21 protein-coding genes are annotated in these 18,494 nt (G+C 45.5%); 10 read left to right on the top strand and 11 right to left on the bottom strand.

Annotated elements, in window-relative coordinates; all coding sequences use genetic code 11:
* Positions 1 to 22: 22 nt before the first annotated feature.
* On the top strand, positions 23 to 613 hold the full coding sequence (gene pal, locus DESAL_RS12460) for a peptidoglycan-associated lipoprotein Pal (RefSeq protein ID WP_015852349.1): 591 nt from the start codon (positions 23 to 25) through the stop codon (positions 611 to 613).
* A gap of 117 nt (positions 614 to 730) precedes the next feature.
* On the opposite strand, the gene DESAL_RS12455 is transcribed toward pal, so the two are convergent.
* The 4 genes from DESAL_RS12455 to DESAL_RS12440 form a co-directional block, all read right to left on the bottom strand.
* Positions 731 to 1,195, bottom strand: a complete 465-nt coding sequence (locus DESAL_RS12455; RefSeq protein WP_015852348.1) for a phosphatidylglycerophosphatase A family protein — start codon at positions 1,193 to 1,195, stop codon at positions 731 to 733.
* 100 nt (positions 1,196 to 1,295) lie between these two features.
* Positions 1,296 to 1,544 carry a phage regulatory CII family protein gene (locus DESAL_RS12450; protein WP_015852347.1) on the bottom strand — a complete coding sequence of 83 codons (249 nt, stop codon included), beginning with the start codon at positions 1,542 to 1,544 and terminating at the stop codon, positions 1,296 to 1,298.
* 230 nt (positions 1,545 to 1,774) lie between these two features.
* On the bottom strand, positions 1,775 to 2,416 hold the full coding sequence (locus DESAL_RS12445) for a cyclase family protein (protein ID WP_015852346.1): 642 nt from the start codon (positions 2,414 to 2,416) through the stop codon (positions 1,775 to 1,777).
* A 10-nt stretch (positions 2,417 to 2,426) separates the two neighbouring features.
* Positions 2,427 to 3,038, bottom strand: coding sequence for a hypothetical protein (locus DESAL_RS12440; protein ID WP_015852345.1), 612 nt, complete (start codon positions 3,036 to 3,038; stop codon positions 2,427 to 2,429).
* A 147-nt stretch (positions 3,039 to 3,185) separates the two neighbouring features.
* On the opposite strand from DESAL_RS12440, the gene DESAL_RS12435 reads away from it, so the two are divergent.
* On the top strand, positions 3,186 to 3,932 hold the full coding sequence (locus tag DESAL_RS12435) for a substrate-binding periplasmic protein (protein WP_015852344.1): 747 nt from the start codon (positions 3,186 to 3,188) through the stop codon (positions 3,930 to 3,932).
* 10 nt (positions 3,933 to 3,942) lie between these two features.
* On the opposite strand, the gene DESAL_RS12430 is transcribed toward DESAL_RS12435, so the two are convergent.
* Positions 3,943 to 4,563 (bottom strand): LysE family translocator, encoded by a 621-nt coding sequence (locus tag DESAL_RS12430; RefSeq protein ID WP_015852343.1) that lies wholly within the window; start codon positions 4,561 to 4,563, stop codon positions 3,943 to 3,945.
* A gap of 228 nt (positions 4,564 to 4,791) precedes the next feature.
* On the opposite strand from DESAL_RS12430, the gene DESAL_RS12425 reads away from it, so the two are divergent.
* Positions 4,792 to 5,409 carry a CDGSH iron-sulfur domain-containing protein gene (locus DESAL_RS12425; RefSeq protein ID WP_015852342.1) on the top strand — a complete coding sequence of 206 codons (618 nt, stop codon included), beginning with the start codon at positions 4,792 to 4,794 and terminating at the stop codon, positions 5,407 to 5,409.
* Between the two features lie 82 nt (positions 5,410 to 5,491).
* Here DESAL_RS12425 and DESAL_RS12420 read toward each other — a convergent pair whose 3' ends face one another.
* From DESAL_RS12420 to DESAL_RS12410, 3 genes are all read right to left on the bottom strand, one after another.
* The gene (locus tag DESAL_RS12420) at positions 5,492 to 6,418 is read right to left on the bottom strand and encodes a hypothetical protein (RefSeq protein WP_015852341.1); all 927 of its coding nucleotides are present in this window, start codon (positions 6,416 to 6,418) and stop codon (positions 5,492 to 5,494) included.
* A gap of 296 nt (positions 6,419 to 6,714) precedes the next feature.
* Positions 6,715 to 7,080 carry a hypothetical protein gene (locus DESAL_RS12415; protein ID WP_015852340.1) on the bottom strand — a complete coding sequence of 122 codons (366 nt, stop codon included), beginning with the start codon at positions 7,078 to 7,080 and terminating at the stop codon, positions 6,715 to 6,717.
* 125 nt (positions 7,081 to 7,205) lie between these two features.
* Complete coding sequence (locus DESAL_RS12410) at positions 7,206 to 8,060, bottom strand: GNAT family N-acetyltransferase (RefSeq protein ID WP_015852339.1); 855 nt, start codon at positions 8,058 to 8,060, stop codon at positions 7,206 to 7,208.
* A gap of 242 nt (positions 8,061 to 8,302) precedes the next feature.
* Here DESAL_RS12410 and DESAL_RS12405 point away from each other — a divergent pair, with 242 nt between their 5' ends.
* A complete protein-coding gene (locus tag DESAL_RS12405; RefSeq protein WP_015852338.1) occupies positions 8,303 to 8,692 on the top strand; it encodes a VOC family protein in 390 nt (129 codons plus the stop codon).
* Here the strand turns inward: DESAL_RS12405 and DESAL_RS19795 are convergent.
* The 3 genes from DESAL_RS19795 to DESAL_RS12390 all read right to left on the bottom strand — a co-directional run bounded on the left by DESAL_RS19795 (position 8,677) and on the right by DESAL_RS12390 (position 11,978).
* Entirely contained in the window at positions 8,677 to 9,333 is a 657-nt protein-coding gene (locus DESAL_RS19795) for a helix-turn-helix domain-containing protein (protein WP_015852337.1), read from the bottom strand. The two genes, DESAL_RS12405 and DESAL_RS19795, sit on opposite strands and share 16 nt — an antisense overlap.
* Positions 9,334 to 9,507: 174 nt before the next feature.
* A complete protein-coding gene (locus DESAL_RS12395) occupies positions 9,508 to 11,265 on the bottom strand; it encodes an AMP-binding protein (RefSeq protein WP_015852336.1) in 1,758 nt (585 codons plus the stop codon).
* 110 nt (positions 11,266 to 11,375) lie between these two features.
* Positions 11,376 to 11,978 carry a Maf family protein gene (locus DESAL_RS12390; protein ID WP_015852335.1) on the bottom strand — a complete coding sequence of 201 codons (603 nt, stop codon included), beginning with the start codon at positions 11,976 to 11,978 and terminating at the stop codon, positions 11,376 to 11,378.
* A 158-nt stretch (positions 11,979 to 12,136) separates the two neighbouring features.
* Between DESAL_RS12390 and DESAL_RS12385 the strand changes: the two genes are divergently transcribed.
* The 6 genes from DESAL_RS12385 (at position 12,137) to DESAL_RS12360 (ending at position 18,486) form a co-directional block, all read left to right on the top strand.
* Positions 12,137 to 13,093: an MBL fold metallo-hydrolase gene (locus tag DESAL_RS12385; protein ID WP_015852334.1), complete on the top strand. Its 957-nt coding sequence runs from the start codon at positions 12,137 to 12,139 to the stop codon at positions 13,091 to 13,093.
* A 340-nt stretch (positions 13,094 to 13,433) separates the two neighbouring features.
* Entirely contained in the window at positions 13,434 to 14,156 is a 723-nt protein-coding gene (locus DESAL_RS12380) for an OmpA/MotB family protein (RefSeq protein ID WP_015852333.1), read from the top strand.
* Between the two features lie 11 nt (positions 14,157 to 14,167).
* The gene (locus tag DESAL_RS12375; RefSeq protein WP_015852332.1) at positions 14,168 to 15,037 is read left to right on the top strand and encodes a motility protein A; all 870 of its coding nucleotides are present in this window, start codon (positions 14,168 to 14,170) and stop codon (positions 15,035 to 15,037) included.
* Positions 15,038 to 15,249: 212 nt separating this feature from the next.
* On the top strand, positions 15,250 to 16,206 hold the full coding sequence (locus DESAL_RS12370) for a glucokinase (RefSeq protein WP_015852331.1): 957 nt from the start codon (positions 15,250 to 15,252) through the stop codon (positions 16,204 to 16,206).
* A 12-nt stretch (positions 16,207 to 16,218) separates the two neighbouring features.
* A complete protein-coding gene (locus DESAL_RS12365; protein WP_015852330.1) occupies positions 16,219 to 17,652 on the top strand; it encodes a dihydrolipoyl dehydrogenase family protein in 1,434 nt (477 codons plus the stop codon).
* A gap of 63 nt (positions 17,653 to 17,715) precedes the next feature.
* Complete coding sequence (locus DESAL_RS12360; protein ID WP_015852329.1) at positions 17,716 to 18,486, top strand: substrate-binding periplasmic protein; 771 nt, start codon at positions 17,716 to 17,718, stop codon at positions 18,484 to 18,486.
* The last annotated feature ends 8 nt before the right edge of the window (positions 18,487 to 18,494 follow it).

The raw sequence follows: 18,494 nt of genomic DNA, 5'->3' as shown, positions 1-18,494 counted from the left end.
AGTTCCTTATTCAGGAGGGCAAATGAGATCTAAAGCGATAATATTGTGTGTTGTATTCATGTTGATTGCCGGTCTTGGTACTGGTTGTTCCAAGAAACAAGTTGAATCTTCCCCGGCCAGCCCTGCAGTAGAGGAAAGAATGGCCCAGCAGCAGGAGAACGAACAGCTTAAGAGTGAAGAGCAGGCCCGTTTGGAAAGGGAGAGAGCTCTTCAGGAGCAGGCCCTTGAAGAAGAGCGTCAGGCTGCTGCCGCTAAAAAAGAATTTGATAATGCTGTTGTAGAGCTTGGAAATATGGTCCATTTTGATTTCGACTCTTTTGAAATCAAGCAGGAATATCGTCCCTTGCTGCAGCAGAAGGCTGAAATTCTTAAGAAGTACGACAACGTAACTATGGTTATCGAAGGTTACTGCGATGATCGTGGAACCGAAGAATACAACCTTGCTCTTGGCGAGCGTCGTGCCCGTGCAGCATACGAGTTTCTTATTCTGCTCGGAGTGACACCTGAGAGATTGAGCATTGTTAGTTTCGGTGAAGAAGATCCTCTTGATCCCGGTCAGAATGAGACCGCATGGGCTAAGAACAGAAGAGCTCAGTTCCGCCTTACTTACTAGATTAATCAAAAAGCACACAAAATCCCCGGCTTCCTATGGAGACCGGGGATTTTGCTTTTGAGCGGGCAAATCCTGATGACGGATTTGAACGCTTTGAAATAATTTAAAAGAGCGGATCTAGGTAAGGTAGCGGAGCAGACCGAGAACTAGCATGGCGTAAAGCCCTGCAAAGGCATCATCGATCATTACTCCCCAGCCGTCCTTGAGCCATTTCTCTGATTGTTTGATGGGAAACGGTTTGAGGATGTCAAAGATTCTGAAAAGAATGAAACCTGCAATCAGGTGCCATGTGACAACGGCAGGGAAAGGCAGAAATACCAGCCATTGTCCAAGTAGTTCATCAATGACGACACAGCCCGGGTCTTTCTTTCCAAATTGTTTCTCGGCTTCAGAGCAGGCTTTAGCTCCGAAGTAAAAAATCAACCCGAGAATGAGAATTCTTACGGGAAGCTGGAAAGGTAGAAACAAAAACGGTGCGGTAATAAGAGCTGCGGCTGATCCCCATGTACCAGGAGCCTTCGGCAGGTGCCCCACAGGGCCGAGGGTAGCCACATGCGTAAGGTTTATGCTGACTTTTTTCATGGCGGCAGTATCGGTGTAAAGTAGTTAAAAGTCCAGAAATGAAGAAGCCGGATTCATTATGAATCCGGCTTCTTCTTATAAATGTGTCGCTGTTGTTTGCTTAATTTACACGGGGTTTAAGGGTATAACCGATTGACTCGGCAATAAACTCAAGAGGTTTGGTTTCCTGAGTGGTTTTAAGGATATCCATCAAGGTGGCGGCTCCGAGCTTAGCGTTGTTGTCAAAAGGATTGATTTCCCGCAGCAGTGTGGAGTAGGGCTTGCCGATGGATTGGGCCACTTCTTTGGCCGGCTTGGTCCCTTCAAGAACAATATCCTGGGTCACTTTTGTTATTGTTTCATAGCTCATCTTAATCCTCCTTTGATGCAGGGCTGTTTAGTCGCTGCCCTCATTCTTCAACTACATTATGTGGCTGGGAGGATTCTCTGTAAACGGGCTAAAGTCCGTATTTTAACTAATTAGAACTGTATTTGGAGGTAGGGTTTTTGAGTAGGGTGGAGGGTTTTTTAGGTAGGGTGGTATGGGTTTTTGTGTTTTTGTATTTTTACAGTAATTCTTCATATATACATGCGTCTTTGTTAGTAAGTTGCAATGGCTCTCACTGGTGATCCGTCTGCGTTATTAAATTTGAGGGGCAGGCAGGAAAAGATAAAGCCTTCTTCCGGCAATTGGTGGAGGTTGTTTAGGTTCTCAATGATGATCGTACCCTGCTCCAAAAGGATATTGTGCACCCCATACCCACTGATCTCGGCTGAATCGATTGAAATAACGTCCACTCCCACACCTTTCAGGTCAAAATCAACCAGCCAGCGGGCGGCTTCTTCATTTAAAGCCGGATAGTGGGTAAAATACTTATCCATGCCCCAGTTTGTATACCAGCCTGTGTTAAGCAGGATAAAGTCGCATTCACTAATCTCAGCCTCATATGGAATGAGATCGTCGATATTAATTTGAGGTGATTTCGGATTTTTGTGAGTGCAATCTATGCACATACCCGGTCCGATAAAGCGGCTGACATCCATTTTATCCAGTGTTTCACCGCCAGGAATCATGTGGTTGGGAGCATCTATGTGAGTCCCTATGTGTGAAAAAATATTTAGCCTGTGTTCGCAAAAACCGTGCATCTCATGAGAAAAGACTTCTTCAATGGTAGGGGTTTCCGTGCCGGGAAATACGGGCATACCATTTTTAATTGTGTGGGAAAGATCGATTACTGGCATAGTGTCATCTCTATTTTATGATCCCGCCAAAGCCTTGTGCTTCACGCATTGAGTATAAATTTTGATCATCGGGGTTGTTTTTACGGGTATGTTTTTCATAGTCAACTTCTATCATCAGGCAACCGGGGTTGTAGATTAATTTATTTTGGTGAAGGGCAATAGCTGTCAGTTCAGTGTCCCCGAAATGGCTGTTGTAGCCGGGAAAGAATAAGTATTTATGATAAAGGGTGGCAAGCCATGTTCGGCGGGCCATACCGAAAACCGCAAGTGTTCCATGAAAGCGTCCGTCATTGAATGCCAGAAGTGATGCGCCGCTTTGGTCCATTGTCTGTATTGCTGCGCGTAGCCATCCATCACCGGGAAATGCATCCTGAGCAAGATAGCCAAAGTAGCGTGATGATGAATGGGAACATACGTAATTCGCAATCTTCATAAATCCTAAACGTTCATCATCATCGACAAGAACCAGCAGACCGGGGTGCAGTGCTCTGCGAACAAGAACTTCGACCAGTCTGTCTGTCAGCTCTTTATCTATAAACGGTAAGACAAATATAGCATCATCATGTGCAATAGTGCCGAGTTTATGAAGTTTGGAAGATGTGGTGAACAATACTTCGAGCATTTTATTTCTCCTGAAATGAATTTGTCGTGTTATTATTCAAAATGTTGCATCAATATAGGTTAAAGTCCTATTGTTTTGAAGCCTGTTTTAAGGTATAGAGCATCTTTGATTTTATAAAGAGGGGTTTATAGGGAGGGGTGGCAAGAAATGAGGTTGATGGGGATTTGTGTTGTCATATTGTCTTTATTGATAGGTTTTTTTTCCGTTAGGGAAAGTATTGCAGAAAATTTGCGCGTTATGTTGCATGAAGGGTCGTTGCCGCCATATTATTATAAGGATGGTGATCCTAGAACCGGTATTGTGAAAGATGTTTTTAATGCTTTTGCAAAGGAAACTGGGGACACCATTGAGTTTGTTCGATGCCCGTTTAATAGGTCACAGCGTAAATTTGATCGAGGCGAAATAGATATTGAACCCATGTCTAATCCTGCATGGCGGCAAACAGCAAAGGTATTGGGGGTTTTCAGTAAGCCTTTTGCTGTATCTGATTCGATTATTCTTTTTAGAGCTGAAAAATTTATACCTGATGTCACACCCCAGGATTTGCTTGGAAAGAGCATAGGAGTTGTACGGGGCTATCATTATCCGGTGTACAGTGCGTACTTTGCGGATGGGAGAATAAACACCCATGTGCTGGAAAATGAGAATAAATTATTGCAATTGCTTCTCGCCGGAAGGTTGGATCAGGCCTTTATGAATAAAGATACAGCTTTGTATCAGATCAGAGAACTTGGTGTTGAAGATCAGCTTTTGGTCGGTAAAACTTATGATTCTCTTGATATGATGATTCGTTTCCAACCCAGTAAGCAGTATGTTCTTCCAAGGTTTAACAAGGCAATCGATAAACTCCTGAATGACGGAACAATTACGAAAATATACGATAAATATCGTTAAGGATGTCTGTTTATTGCTCAGCTGCTGCTAATTTCAGCCCTAAAGCTGCAAAGATGACTGCAAATGACCTTTGCATCCAAAGCACAATCTTAGGTGAAGATATGACTTGATGGCGTATACCTGATGCGCAAAGGCCGTATGCAATGAATACGACAAAGGTCATTGCCATGAAAATAGCGCTTAAGGTAATCATATGCAGAGTTGGGGTGTTTGCTTCCTGCGGAACGAAAAGAGGCAGAAACGCAAGAAAGAATATGGATAATTTCGGGTTGAGGATGTTTATGAGAAATCCACGCTTAGCAATTTGCCACAGCCGGGGATTTTTATCTTCGCCGGGGTTGTTGAAACTTAAGCCGCCTGTATCTTTCCATGTAAGCCATGCAAGGTAGAGCAGGTAAGCTGCTCCGGCAAATTTCATAAGCTGGAATGCCAGTGCGCTCATATGCAGAATTGCTGATAGTCCCAGTGTGGATGCTGTCAGGTTGGGAATTATTCCGGCAGTGCAGCCGGCGGCAGCAGCAAGACTGGCTTTTTTACCTAGGAATAGTCCGTTGGATACAGTGTATATAACTCCTGTGCCCGGTATAAGTACCACGACGAGTGCTGTAATTAGAAATTCATAGCTGATCATATTCTGCTCCATTGGATTAGGTTGCGGATATAATAGTTACGAAATGGTTTGAGGCAAGTGGTAGAACTCTTTCATTATGATATTTTATATTCCCCTTTGTGTGCGCTTTTAATCGTTTGTTCTTCTCTTTCAAACAAGTTGTTCACAAAAAGAGTTTGTTCATGCTATTTATTGTAAGTTAATTTATTACGATTCAGTTTTTCTCATAATTTTTCAAAGGGGGATTAAGTGAAGAAGAGTCAGATAGTACTTACTCAGTATAGTCCGTTTTTGTCTGTGGATACTCCATTAATAGCGCCTGATGGTAATTCTATGGAGATTCCGCGTGTCTGTTCCTTGTGTCGGTGTGGAGAATCAAAATATAAACCCATGTGTGATGGCAGCCATTCTGCCGCAGGATTTGTGGGAACGCGGGAGAATTCTGATAAAAAGGCGCCGGAACATTATGTGGGCAAAGATATAACGATTGTTTTCGATCGTTACCTTTGTATGGGAAATGGAGCTTGCGGTGAGCTTGAGTCCGTGTTCGGTACGCATGATGAGCCGAAATATGATCCTGATGCTGCGTCAGTAGATGAGATCATTGCAACTATAAAAAACTGTCCGTCCGGAGCATTGAGCTACATTTTGGCCGGTGAGCATGTAATAAATTATTTCGATAAACCGCAAGTGGCAGTTGAGCAGAACGGTCCCTTGCATGTTCAGGGAGCAGTCAACCTCATTGATGATCAGGAATCAGACAAGCTGTTGCCTATGGCAGATCATTATACTCTTTGTCGCTGCGGTGGGTCCAAGAAGAAGCCTCTTTGCGATGGTTCTCACGAGGACAACGGTTTTGAGGGATAATCCGAACTTCTTATTCAATAGTAAAGCCGCCCATCGCATGAGGTGGGCGGCTTTATAATTTAAAGTATGGACTACGTTACTTTTAAATTCTGACTCCGAATGTTTTAGCCATCTTTCTTAGATGGGGAGAATCAGGCGCATATTTAAGTCCTTCTTCTATCAAGGCTCGTCCAAAATTGCGAGGTCTCATGCCGTTAATCTCGTCCCTGCAATAATAAACGCAAATAGCTAGATTGTAACAAGCTTCTACTATCGCATCAATTTCAGCATGATCTTCTTTAGGGGTTAGTTCCCAAACTCTAAGACGGTAATCCAGATTGTTGCGAAACCAGTCCTGTGCATTTTTAGGGTCATCAAGGGTTTTGATTTTGGCAACTTTGGAGGCACAATGCTTTGCTTCATCAAGGTTGCACTCATTTGGATCATAGCGCAGCTGTAGATAATGCCACCAGCCTTTGATTGACTCTTTTTCTTCGAAGATAGGTATGATTCTATCTAGGAATTCGAATTTGTTTTTAGGGTGGCTATCAATCAGGCGGTCAGCTTTGCTTTTGGCTGCTGCTACATGTCCTTTTTCCAGCTCTCTGGATATTGCTGTCAGTTCTACTTTCAGTTTTTTTTCATCTTCTAATATTTTTCTTTGATCCGCTTCTTTTTCAACCTTTTTTATGTCTTTATTGAGTTTTTGCAGTCTGGTGAAGATGTTTTTCAGGCCTTTGCTTTCAAAGGTTGTCAGCAGGGAGTCCTCGTCGCGAGTCGCTTCTTTCACAACAGGCATGAGATCTATTCTGCCCAAGATTTTTCCAATGTTATCGTAGAAAGCATTCTTTTCCGGCTTAGTCAGATCTTTGATTTTAAGGAGTCCAAAGATTGAAAGGGCTAAATAATGTATGCTTAAAAGGGCATCTTGGCCTCTAGCCAATGAAATGGCTTCCCGAAGGCATGTTTTAACGTCTTCTCGACTCGGGGTTGTGGTAATTCTTTTTTGAATTTCTTCTATTTTGGTCATATCTATCCCCAAGGAATATTTTCTTAAAATTTCCAGCTCATTTTAGTAGGATATTTTAAGGCTCTTCAGCAGTATAAATTTATCATGATAGGCCGGATTGAGCCAATAAATCTTTATACTGCCACACCAGTTTTGTGTCTTTTTTTGGGGGTAGTTGGGAATAATTAATATGGCCCGTAACTATAACAGTTACGGGCCATATTAATTATTTTCTTATAAGTTTCAGAGTAATCGAGCAGAAGTAAGTAGAGACAAGTACTGGAGAAAGAAATGGCTTAAATGAGTTTTCTCCATAATTATTCGCAAACAAGTCTTCCATCTACATTTTTAAGTTTGTACTGGCACTCCAATATTTTCTTACACGGGATAGTGTTGAGTCTGGACATCCTACCTGATTCGCTAGGAGTTTCGGACGTACATCTTGCAATGAATTTTTCGCCACAACCTTTTCGTGGGCTGGAGAAGTATTTGACGAATTCTAAGCTCCATTTCATGTTCCAGCATGATTTTTTGTATGATCCTTCAGGGAAATTAGCTGTTTTACAACACATGTATTCAACACCTTTGCCAATTGCACTTTCAGCTTTCGCTGTTTTGCTTTGAATTAGTATCAGCGAGATGCACAGCAAACAAAAGATAGATACCGTAAGCGTCTTTTTCATCGAAAACTCCTTGTATTTATTCTTGTTTGCATAACATGAATCTATGAATGCGGGCAATCCCCAGTAACAACACGCATTTTAAAAATAGGATCAAATTTCAGATGGGATGATAAGGTCTTCTCTGATCAGCCAAGCTCAAATGTTGTGACACCGAAGATTCGATTCAGATCCAAATCAGGTGCCGATCCCGCATACATGCGCGCTGTTCCGAAAACTTTTTTCATGCCGTATCGTTCTGCCAAGGCTAAGCCTTGATCGTTTATTTCCGGTACATCGAGATATATTAGTGAATCGGTGTCAGCCTCAGCACAAAGGTTCTGGAATATAAGCTCAGCGACTTTTTCGTTGTCAGCAAAGAGGGGACCTATCTTGCTCCCGGAGCGGCATTTCCTTATTGTGCCATATCCGTTGATGCGTCCCCCTGTGCGGGATGCAAGGGAGACAGAGTCTGGGAGAGTCAGCCATTTGGATAAAAATGTTTCCCTTGAGCAGGGGAATAGCTTGTCTTCATAAGCCACAAGTTCTTCCAGCATAGCTGGCTCAGCTTTGATCAGCTCTGAAGATGATTGTGTAGTTGCTGCCTGTATAGTGTTGTCGAATTCAAACCGAATATTACTGTATTGGAAGTCAAAGCCGCTTTTGCTGTAGTTCTCCTGCTGCTCAAAAACACCGTCAAGGCCGGCCACATGCCCCTGTATTCTTTCCATGGCTGCCCGCCAGAGCTGCATGCCGTAACCTTTTCCCCGATAGGGTTTAGCAACAATATAGAACCCGATAAATCCAAAGACTCTGTCGTAGCTGACAGCAGAAATGCATCCGATAGGGGTATCATTCAGCAGGCCGATAAGGAATCCATTTGGGTCTTGAGCATAAAATGCTTCGGCATCATTTAAGCCCGGATTCCAACCTTCATTGGCTGCCATATCCACGGCCCAGTCCAGTTCATCTCTAGTCATGGTGCGAATTTTAAAGTCTTTCATTGAATGTCTCCGATTTAATTTTGCCCCGGAACAATCTCATCTTAACTATTCTGGCTTATAATTATTTAGGCAAGGGGCAGAACGATTACATTGATTAAAGTTTTAAAACGCCAAGACTTGAGCGTCAATGGGCTTATTCTCCAGCCTCCGTATGTAGTTAAAATGGCACATTTCAAATTTTGTCGCGATTATTCAAGACTAAAATGTTGACTGAGAGTAGGTTTTAAAAAAAGGAGAGTTTAATGAAACTAAAATATACCATTTTCTACGTTGAGGACGTGACCAGTAGTATTGAGTTTTATGAGCAGGCTTTCGGGCTGAAACGTACCATGATTCATGAGTCTGGAGACTATGGTGAGTTAGATACCGGGAGCACGACACTGTCTTTTTCCTCGCGCCGACTTATGACTGAACTCGGCAAATCGCCCGGAATACCGAACCCTTCATCTCCGGTTTTTGAAATTGCTTTTGAAACGGATGATGTTGCTGCTGCTCTAAAAAAAGCCCGCTCTGCGGGAGCTACTGTGGTGCAAGAGGTACGAGAAGAGGCTTGGGGGCAGACTACAGCCTATGTTGCCGACAATAACGGCTATCTGATTGAAATTTGCTCGCCGGTCTACGGGGTATCATAACCAAGGTGGCAGATGCTCCACACTGGATGGTGGCTATCATCCCGACTGGCGGATATTTCACCGGGAGTCATGGCAAACCAGCATTTTAATTCCCGTGTCATATGGGCTTGGTCTGAAAAATTACACGTCGGGGCAACTTCATGCAAAGGAGCTCCTGATAGTATACTCCGGGCTGCCTTACGTGCCCGGGACAGCCTGCGCCAAAAGTCGGGAGTCCGACCTGTAATCTTCATTGTGTGGCGCTGTAACGTACGCAGACTTACACCCAAATCTCCGGCAGCTGTTGCAGGTGACGCTGCCAAAGCTAGACAGCGCATCATATCCGAGACATTTCCAGACATAGAAGCGGCATCATATGCTAATTCGGTCAGCCCTTGTATGGAATCCGGCAGGGGATGACCGATGAGTCTGTGAATTTTAATTGATGCACCGGGCTTGAGCCGTACCCCAATAAATGTAGTGCCTTTTGGAGCAAATATTTTCTGTGGTGCAGACATGAGGTGCGAGACAAACAGGTGCGGTGGGCTGCCCGGGTTCTGCTTGATGATAAAGTCGCGGCAACCATCAGGCATTACGGGAAAGACTTCAGAGGTCTCAGCTACAGAAGACCATGTTGCCAGTATTGGGTTCTCATTAATCATTTTACCACCTTTTGGGAATCATATGCAGAAAAGGTGTTAGTTATCCAGCAATAAACCCGTCCCAAGAACCTATCGTTGGTCCTTGGGACGGGTTAGTAATTTTGCAACTCTGCCGTTTATCAGAAAGTCTGTTCGAATGCTAATTGGGCATTCAACGTGTCAACTAAATTTGTGTTAACGCTTTTGGTTCTCTTCCATGTCTATGTAGAGATAGCGTTTTATTTTTTGTGTGGGCGTTTTTTCAAACGGCTCACTTTGCTCGATTACCTTAGATATTTTCGCAAAGCTGGAGACCCTGCCGTTGACGGTCTTCTTGATGGAATCAAGATGCTTATGTACGGCATCGCGGGCTTTTGATTCAATCATTTTGCCGGTGCCGAGTTCCTCATCAAATTTGACGTAATCGAGATGAACGCGGGCAACGAGCTTGCCGTCAGCGCGGTAGACAATCGATTCCAACACGTAGTCGCATTCGCCGATAATGGATTCGACTTCTTCGGGATAAATATTTTCGCCACTGGGCCCGATTATTACATTTTTTAAGCGACCGCGCAGGAAAATGTATCCGTCCTTATCAATATAACCGAGATCGCCAGTGCGAAGGAAACCGTCTTCTGTGAATACTTCTTCCGTGACTTTGGGTGCCTTGTAGTAGCCCTGCATAACGTTGGGGCCTTTGACCAGAATCTCGCCTTCGCCGGTTTCGGGGTCGGGATTATCTATCTTGATCTCCATACCTTTAAGCAGGCGCCCGACAGAACGGAAACGGGTGGATCTGGCAGGTTCACCGGTGCAGAGCGGGCTGGTTTCGGTCATGCCGTAGCCAACGGTATAGGGAAGCCCAGAATCCACGAGAAATTCCTCGACTTCCGGGGCCAGAAATGCACCGCCGATAGGCATACAGCGAAGCTGTCCGCCAAAGGCTTCCATGAGTTTTTTACCGGCAACCGAGTAGAGCTTTTTACGGGCGGCACCGAACTTCATGACACTACGCATGATACCGGAACCCTTGAGCTTGGGTTGAACACGGTTCTTGAAAATTTTCTCGATAATCAACGGCACGATGAGCAGCATGGTCGGTTTGACCATGGCCATGGCCGGAAGCAGTGTTTTGGGGGTTGGCGGCTTACGAAGGTAATGAATGGACGCTCCGTGGATGAGCGGTAAAACCATGCCCAGTGTACATTCGAATGTATGTGCCAGCGGCAGGACCGAAACAAGGCGATCCTCGGTATTCACGTCAACGATATTGGCACTAGCAATGGCATTAAATACAATGTTGCGGTGTGTGAGAATTACACCTTTAGAGCTTCCCGTGGTTCCGGAGGTGTATAGGATAGCGGCAACGTCATCAACGGCTATTTCAGTAGACGGACGAACATATTCCTTGCCCTTATCCGTGTATTTCTCAAGTTCCTTGCTGATTCGCTCTTTAACCTGCTCCTTGACTTGTTCAAAGGATTTGCGAGCGTGAACCATGCCTTCCTTGAAAGTCTGGCGCAGTCCTTCATTCGTGGAAAGAGAAAAGTCATTGAGAGTGATGACGGTGTGGAGGTTGTCGGATTCATACTCATCCACTTTGTGCTGCAAACGCTCGGATACAAAGATGGCCTTTGATTCGGAATGGCGGAGAATGTGATGAACTGCACCTTCGTGAAATTCGGTGAGTATCGGAATGGCAATGGCACCCATGCAGGTGATGGCAAGATAAGCGGCCCCCCAGTTGGGCATGTTCTCACTAAGGATGGCAACTTTGTCACCTTTGGTGATGCTGCGGCTGTGCAGTAACAGGGAAATATCGTCCACCAGCTTTTTGAATTCGCCGTAGGTCATGGGGTCTTCACCCACAAAGCAGACAGCGGGGCGGTCTCTATATTTCTCGGCGCTAAGTGCCAGCGCATTTTTCAGGGTCGGGGTGTCTTGCAGATTCACGATCAAGCCTCCTTATCTCCTTATATATAAATTGGTTCGCCAGTGTGATCGTTAAATTGCGTTGGGTCAAGAGGAACCACGGTAGTAAACCTACTTGAGTGTATGTTTTTTTATCCCTCACCCGCAACAACCACGCCCCAATCCATCAAGCTTTCAATAACGCGTGCTAAGGGCAGACCCACTACGTTGGTGTATGATCCGCTGATTCCTTTGACCAGAAATGCTCCTTGTCCTTGAATGGCGTATGCTCCGGCTTTGTCGTCCGGTTCTCCGGTGGCGGCGTAGGCTCGTACTGCCGCTTCGTTGAAATCTATGAATTCAACTTCAGTGGAGACTGCGTAGCTTTGTTTTTCGCCTTCCGGTGAAATCAGAGCGCAGCCGCTGATTACCTTATGCTTGCGCCCGCAAAGGGACTTCACCATTTCGTAGGCTTCTTCGCGGTTTACGGGCTTGCCGAGGATGTCGCGGTCACGGACGACTATGGTATCAGAACCGAGAACGTAGGTTCCGGGATTGTTTTCAGCTACGTTTATGGCTTTCAGTTCAGCCATTTTTATTGCGTAGTCTTCCGGATCCTGACCGGGAGTCGGGGTAGGCTCTTCACAGGTTGCGGGTTTAATTTCAAATACCAGTCCGGCTGATTGCAGCAGATCCTTGCGGCGCGGGGAGCCTGATCCAAGTGTCAGCGGTTTAACGGCTTTATATATGCTCATGATGATTCCTTTTTAGTAATTGATACCTTTGGTTGATAGTTTGAAAATGATTAAATGTGAATGCCCCTAGTTGGGATCATGTTATTTTTTATACACTTTTGTTGCTCTTTTGTGCTTCTGGATGTAATAATTAATAAATTTTTGAGCAGGAGTAATTAATGAAGGTATGCATCTGGGGAGCGCGCGGTTCCCTGTCTGCCACATTCAATGCCGAAAGAGCCAGAGCCAAAGTCAAGGCTGCACTTGAGATCGCAGTTGAAAAGGGAATCGATTCAACTACGGATCTTGACCAGTTTATTGACAATGAGCTCCCTTTTCCTGTTCGAGGTTCTTATGGGACTAATACCCCCTGTATCCAGATTGAAGGGCAGGGCGATGAGTATATAATTTGCGATTGCGGAACCGGATTGCGTGATCTGGGCAACAAAATTATGGCGGATCGTCATGGTGCCCCGGGAGCGCATTTTCATATCCTCATGTCCCACTTGCATTGGGATCATGTTCAGGGTTTTCCATTCTTTGTACCTGCTTATATTCCCGGTAATAAAATAACATTTTACGGCGGGCATCCCAATATTGAAAAAGTCCTGCGAGATCAGCAAAGTGAACCTTGCTTTCCGGTACATTTTGATAATCTGGCTGCGGAATTTGAGTTCGTTCGTTTAAAGACCGGGCAGAAATTTCAAATCGCCGGGGTAGATATTGAGATCAAGGCCCAATACCATCCGGGCGGGTCCTTCGGGTATCGTTTTGAAAAAAACGGTAAGTCCGCGGTCTACTCAACTGATTGTGAGCACAAAAGTGCTACTGCCCTTGCGGATAAAGGGTTTGTTGAGTTCTTCAAGGAAGCTGATCTTTTGATCATGGATGCCCAGTATTCTTTTGCCGAGGCTAATTCCATCAAGGAGGACTGGGGACATTCCAACAATATCATTGCGGTTGAGCTTTCCGGTATGGCTAAGGTTAAAACCCTTTGCCTTTTTCATCAGGAACCGGTGCGGGACGATTTCCAGCTCCAGAAGTTTCTGGATGATACCATTGAATTTTCACAACTTGCCGAGTTCAGGCCGGATAAAATTATCATGGCTCAGGACGGGTTGTGTATCGACCTGTAATATTTTTTCAGTATAGCAGATTAATTGAAAGACGCTTGCCGAGTTCAGGCCGGATAAAATTATCATGGCTCAGGACGGGTTGTGTATCGACCTGTAATATTTTTTCAGTATAGCAGATTAATTGAAAGACGCTTGCCGATTACGGCGAGCGTCTTTTTTTTCGGACCATTCGTTTATGTCCTGTTTTTGACTTTTTCATTTTTTATCCTTTCCTTAAGTAAAAATAGTCTTTCTTAGCCCCTGTAATATACACTGTTACAGCGATTGGCATTACCCTTGCTTCAAGAATCGAAAGAGAACCGCGGGTCTATCCCGAACTCATCAGACGATGGAGCATGGTATGAAATTCGATGAAATGAAATGTGAACTTGACCTTATGGAATTTAAATCAGGAGATGCGGATACTTCCGGCATGAATGGCTGGGCTGTTCCGTGGTCAGACCTGATGATGGTTATGTTCGTTCTTTTTGTTGTGCTGTTTATCTACAGCCAATCGAAGGAAAATATAAAAGTCATTTTCGAAGGTAACGCCCAGTCAGAGGTGGCAATGAATCCTGCTGACGGATTGATCGAAATGATTTCATTTCACCGTGATGCCATGTCCAGTTCGGCCAGAGTTATCATGACTCCTGAAGATGTGCTTTACCGCAGCGATGACGGTGCGGTGAGTATGAAGGAAGAGGACGGCGAGCTTAAGATTGTCATGCGCGGTAATGCCTTTTTTGCTCCCGGACAGAATATTTTTGAAGATAAGACCCGCCAATATCTTGCTGAAGTTGCTGAGGTTCTCAAAACCAGTAAGCACGCCATTCATATTATCGGCCATACTGATGCTTCTGATGCCGCCAAAGTGGGCGCGCAGAACTCTTTTGAGCTTTCCGCAAGACGCGCCGCCAAGGTCGCAGAATTTCTGATCAATACAAAATCAATCGATCCGGTCCGTATTATAGTCAGCGGACGCGGCGGGGTTGCCCCGGAATTGCCCGATGATATGGGCAAGGTAGAAGGAAACAACCGCAGGGTCGAGATCGTAGTCATTAATACCGACGTCAGTGCCCAGTAAGGAGGTCTGTAATGAATAAAAAGAATTTAATCGGTGTCATCGTTGCCGCATCAATCTTTGCCGGAAGCTTCTGGCTTAGCGGTGGAATTGCCCTTTACTGGAACGCTGCGGCCCTTGCCATTGTCCTTTCCGGTTTGGCTGTTGCGGTTCTGCTCAGCTATCCGGTGGAGCAGCTTCGTGAAGCTTTCCGGGTTGTGCAGGATACTTATTCCAGCCGTCTTGCTACCCATGAAGAGATTGTTGAGACTCTGCTTGACCTGAGTGTCCGGTCCAAGATGGACGGCATGCTTTCCCTTGAAAAAGCGGGCGAGAAAACTACAATTTCTTTTTTGCGCCATGCACTCATGCTGCTGGTGGATAATTTTGAGGAAGATGAAATCAAAGATTGCCTGAAGACTGAAATGTCATTTTTTAATATGCGCCGCGGGGAATCCGAGCGTGTATTCCAGTCTATGGCCCGTTTTGCCCCTGCTTTCGGTGTTGCTGGTTCAGTAATCGGTTTGATCGGCCTGCTTATGGGCATCGATAATCCGGCAATGATTCTTAAACATATTCCGGTTGCCTTTATTTCAACCCTCTATGGCGTAATCTTCAGTAACATGATCTTTGCACCTATGGCCGAAACAGTACGCTGCCGGACCCGCAACGAACTGATTAACCAGAAGATGATTCTTGATGGCGTAATTGCAATTAAAAATGAGCAGAATCCCTACAAACTGGAAAGAAAACTTGCAGCTTTCCTTGTTGTGGATGACCGCGAAGAGAAAGCTGAAGCCCTCAGGAATATTACCCGCAAGTATATCAAGATGCGCCGGGAGGAGAAGAAGTCCAAGGACAAGATTCTGCATGAAGTCCCTTTAGTGAAGGCTAAGGCTTCGTAGGCGTATAGAACAGATCTCCAAACATAATTGAATACTATGCCCGGTGCGGCGTCTCGAAAGGGGGCAGTTCGTACCGGGCTTTTCTGTGTCCGGTTTTTGACAAGGAAAAGGGCAGTGAATCAATCTCATTTATTTATTTCTCTGAATGTATTAGAATTTCGGTCAGTTTATCGGGAAAAGATAATTAATTTTCAGAGCAGGGGATTGCTATAATGGGACTTGTTCTTGCCGTTGATATTGGAGGCACAAACAGTAGGTTTGCCGCATTTGAGTCCGGTCCTGGCCATAAGCTGGTCATGAAGGAAACAGTCTGGCTTTCCAGTGTTGAAGCACGCAGCTTTGATCATCTCATGGAAATGCTGGCAGCGAGTGATTTTCCGTATTCGCCGTCAGATTTTGATGTCACGGTTATCGCCGTGGCCGGTCCGGTTATTGGCGGCGTTTATTGCAATGTTACCAATGTAGATTGGGATGTTGATTTTCGGGGCGGTTATAAAAAATACGGTTTCAATGCTGCCGTGCTGATCAATGATTTTGCCGCACAAGCCTACGCTTGCCGTACTCCGGCTGTGGAAGGATGCCGGATTATCCACGATGTCGAGATTTCACCGATTGGCACGGTGGGAGTGATTGGTGCCGGTACCGGACTGGGCCATTGTGCTTTGGTCCCTGTTCCAGTCTCCGAATTGGGGTATGTGCCTGTCCCGTCCGAGGGCGGGCATATCAGTTTTCCTTGCCAGACTGCAGACGAGTTGGATTTTTGTGAATTCGTTATGGATAAACGCAAAATTTCTTATTGCTGTGGTGACGAAGTGCTTACCGGACGCGGTTTGAACATGCTGCACCTTTACCTTACAGGGGAAGATCTTGAACCGAAGATGGTTGCCGAGAAGATGAAGCAGGGCGGCAAGACCCTTGAATGGTATTCCCGTTTTACCGCCCGCTGCTGCCGCAATTATGCCATTACTGTTTGCGCCACCGGAGGATTGTACATTGCCGGAGGTATTGTGGCTAAGAATCCATTTGTCATTGAGCAGTCTGTTTTTATGGAAGAGTTTTTAGATTCCAGTTCCATGGGTGATCTTTTGAAGCAGATCCCTGTTTTCTTAAATGACAATCAGGAGAGCGGGCTTTACGGAGCTGCTTTACGCGGTGTGCTGCATATTTAAAGTGGAGATAGTATGGCAAGGTATGACTACGACCTAGGCATCATTGGCGGTGGAGCTGCCGGACTGACCATTGCTGCCGGGGCCGCCCAGCTTGGCGTGAAGGTCCTGCTGATCGATAAGGAAGATAAGCTTGGCGGGGATTGCCTGCATTATGGTTGTGTGCCCAGCAAAACTTTGATCCGTAGTGCCAGAGTACGCCATCTCATGGGCCGAGCAGGTGATTTCGGTCTGCCCGAAGTTGAGCTGTCCCCGGTGGACTTTGCACAGGTTGCCAAGCGTATAAACGAGGTAATCGACATCATTCAGGTTCATGATTCCGTGGAACGGTTCAATGCATTGGGAGTCGAAGTTCGTTTCGGGAAAGCTCGTTTTGTCGATTCTCACTTGGTATCCTTAAATGGGAGTAATGTTTCGGCTCGTTCGTGGGTGCTTGCCACTGGTTCTTCTCCTTCCGTACCGCCTATCAAAGGGATTGATGAAGTTCCGTATCTAACCAATGTAGACATCTTTACCTTGCAGGAACTTCCTGAATCACTAGTAGTGCTCGGTGGTGGTCCCATAGCCGTGGAAATGGCCCAGTCGTTCCAGCGTTTGGGCAGCAGAGTCACGGTCATCCAGCGCAGCAATCAGATTCTCAGCCGGGAAGATGATGATATGGCGAGTTATGTTATGGAAGGTATGGTTGAGGATGGGGTACGTTTCATTCTTGGCTCAACGGTCCATGAGATCAGGAACAGCGGTGAAGGTGTCGAAGTCCTGCTGGAATCCGGTGGAGAAGAAATGACCGTTACCGGTTCGCAATTACTTGTTGCTATGGGGCGTATGTCAAATACTTCCGGTATGGGTCTTGAGGGTCTCGGTGTTAAACTTGAGCATGGCTCTGTTGTGGTGGATGCCCGTATGCGCACCTCTGTTCCAAATATTTATGCTGCCGGGGATGTTACTGGTAAGCATCTTTTTACCCACGCAGCAGGGTATGAAGGCGGAGTAGTAGTTTCAAATGCCGTCTTTAAAATTCCGCGCAAGGCGGATTACACTTGGTTGCCTTGGTGTACTTATACCGACCCGGAACTCGCGAGTGTTGGTATGAATGAAAAGGCGGCGCAGAAGGCGGGGATTAAGTACAAGATAGTAATTGAAGAATTTTCATCCAGTGACCGTGCCCTTGCAGAAGGTGAGGGACGAGGCCGGATCAAGTTGCTGCTTAATGAAAAAGAGAAGCCCATTGGATGTCAGATTGCTGCGGTCCATGCCGGAGAGTTGCTCTCTGAGTGGGTGGCTGCTGTGAACGGCAAGGTGGGTCTTGCAACGCTTGCAGGGGCTATCCATCCTTATCCGACTCTTGCGGAGATGAATAAAAAAGTTGCCGGAAAGTTGCTTGGTGAGAAAATATTTTCTGATCGGGTGCGCAGTATTTTGAAGTTTTTGTTTTCGTATCGGGGGTAGGTAGGTTTTGCGCGTTTTAGTACATCCATTGTATCGGGAGTAGGTTTAGGGTAATAACACTATATGGCTCCTAAGACATTTAAAAATACCGCGTTATTAGCCGCCTTGTTTGTTTGCGTCTTACTTGTAAGCGTAGCAAGCTGGGCGGAAGGGTATTCTTTGGTTTCTTTGGAGTATGAGCCGTATTCATATACTCAGAATGGTACATTTAAAGGCTACGATATTGAAGTCATAGAAGAATGCTTCCGCCGTATGGGTGAAGAGCTGGACATTGAGCTCATCCCATGGACACGGGCATTGAAAATGGGAATGTCCGGAGAGGCGGATGGTGTTTTCGGCGCGTTTAAACTTCCTGAACGGGTTGAAAAAATGTTTTTCAGTGAACCTGTGCGAGCTGAGAAGATTTCTTTTTTCGTACGCAAAGATTCCCCTCTTGTTTTTAACGGTGATTTGAATCAACTTAGGAACTGCTCATTCGGAGTGGTAAGTGGGTACAGTTATGGGAAGGAAGTCGATTCCTTCTTTAAGAATGAAGTTCCGGAGTCACATGTTGAAGTAGGCGTTTCACCGGAAATGAATATAGCGAAGCTTCTTCGGGGTCGATTTGATATCTATGTAGGTGATACTTTTTCCTCCTTGAATACCATGCATAAAATGGGAGTAGCGGGACAGATTCGAAGGCTGGGTCCTCCGGTTAATATTAGTGCTGTTCATGTTGCTTTTTCCAGAAAACGTAAATTGGGGCGCTTGCGTGATAGATTTGACGCGGCCCTTGAAGCAATGCGTTTAGATGGTACCTTGGATCGGATAAAGAAAAAATATTTTGATGAGTAGTCAAAGGA

It is taken from the genome of Maridesulfovibrio salexigens DSM 2638, assembly GCF_000023445.1.
In the GTDB taxonomy this organism is placed as follows: Bacteria; Desulfobacterota; Desulfovibrionia; order Desulfovibrionales; family Desulfovibrionaceae; genus Maridesulfovibrio; species Maridesulfovibrio salexigens.
Note: the sequence above shows the minus strand (reverse complement) of the source record. Positions and strands in the feature narration are given on the sequence as shown.

Bases quoted from the DNA above. Each gene is read 5' to 3' on its own strand.
- DESAL_RS12405 (WP_015852338.1), top strand. From the start codon at position 8,303: ATGAAACTAAAATATACCATTTTCTACGTTGAGGACGTGACCAGTAGT.
- DESAL_RS12445 (WP_015852346.1), bottom strand. From the start codon at position 2,416: ATGCCAGTAATCGATCTTTCCCACACAATTAAAAATGGTATGCCCGTA.
- DESAL_RS12385 (WP_015852334.1), top strand. From the start codon at position 12,137: ATGAAGGTATGCATCTGGGGAGCGCGCGGTTCCCTGTCTGCCACATTC.
- DESAL_RS12435 (WP_015852344.1), top strand. From the start codon at position 3,186: ATGAGGTTGATGGGGATTTGTGTTGTCATATTGTCTTTATTGATAGGT.
- DESAL_RS12380 (WP_015852333.1), top strand. From the start codon at position 13,434: ATGAAATTCGATGAAATGAAATGTGAACTTGACCTTATGGAATTTAAA.
- DESAL_RS12440 (WP_015852345.1), bottom strand. From the start codon at position 3,038: ATGCTCGAAGTATTGTTCACCACATCTTCCAAACTTCATAAACTCGGC.
- DESAL_RS12410 (WP_015852339.1), bottom strand. From the start codon at position 8,060: ATGAAAGACTTTAAAATTCGCACCATGACTAGAGATGAACTGGACTGG.
- DESAL_RS12420 (WP_015852341.1), bottom strand. From the start codon at position 6,418: ATGACCAAAATAGAAGAAATTCAAAAAAGAATTACCACAACCCCGAGT.
- DESAL_RS12415 (WP_015852340.1), bottom strand. From the start codon at position 7,080: ATGAAAAAGACGCTTACGGTATCTATCTTTTGTTTGCTGTGCATCTCG.
- pal (WP_015852349.1), top strand. From the start codon at position 23: ATGAGATCTAAAGCGATAATATTGTGTGTTGTATTCATGTTGATTGCC.
- DESAL_RS12370 (WP_015852331.1), top strand. From the start codon at position 15,250: ATGGGACTTGTTCTTGCCGTTGATATTGGAGGCACAAACAGTAGGTTT.
- DESAL_RS19795 (WP_015852337.1), bottom strand. From the start codon at position 9,333: ATGATTAATGAGAACCCAATACTGGCAACATGGTCTTCTGTAGCTGAG.
- DESAL_RS12390 (WP_015852335.1), bottom strand. From the start codon at position 11,978: ATGAGCATATATAAAGCCGTTAAACCGCTGACACTTGGATCAGGCTCC.
- DESAL_RS12450 (WP_015852347.1), bottom strand. From the start codon at position 1,544: ATGAGCTATGAAACAATAACAAAAGTGACCCAGGATATTGTTCTTGAA.
- DESAL_RS12365 (WP_015852330.1), top strand. From the start codon at position 16,219: ATGGCAAGGTATGACTACGACCTAGGCATCATTGGCGGTGGAGCTGCC.
- DESAL_RS12375 (WP_015852332.1), top strand. From the start codon at position 14,168: ATGAATAAAAAGAATTTAATCGGTGTCATCGTTGCCGCATCAATCTTT.
- DESAL_RS12430 (WP_015852343.1), bottom strand. From the start codon at position 4,563: ATGATCAGCTATGAATTTCTAATTACAGCACTCGTCGTGGTACTTATA.
- DESAL_RS12360 (WP_015852329.1), top strand. From the start codon at position 17,716: ATGGCTCCTAAGACATTTAAAAATACCGCGTTATTAGCCGCCTTGTTT.
- DESAL_RS12455 (WP_015852348.1), bottom strand. From the start codon at position 1,195: ATGAAAAAAGTCAGCATAAACCTTACGCATGTGGCTACCCTCGGCCCT.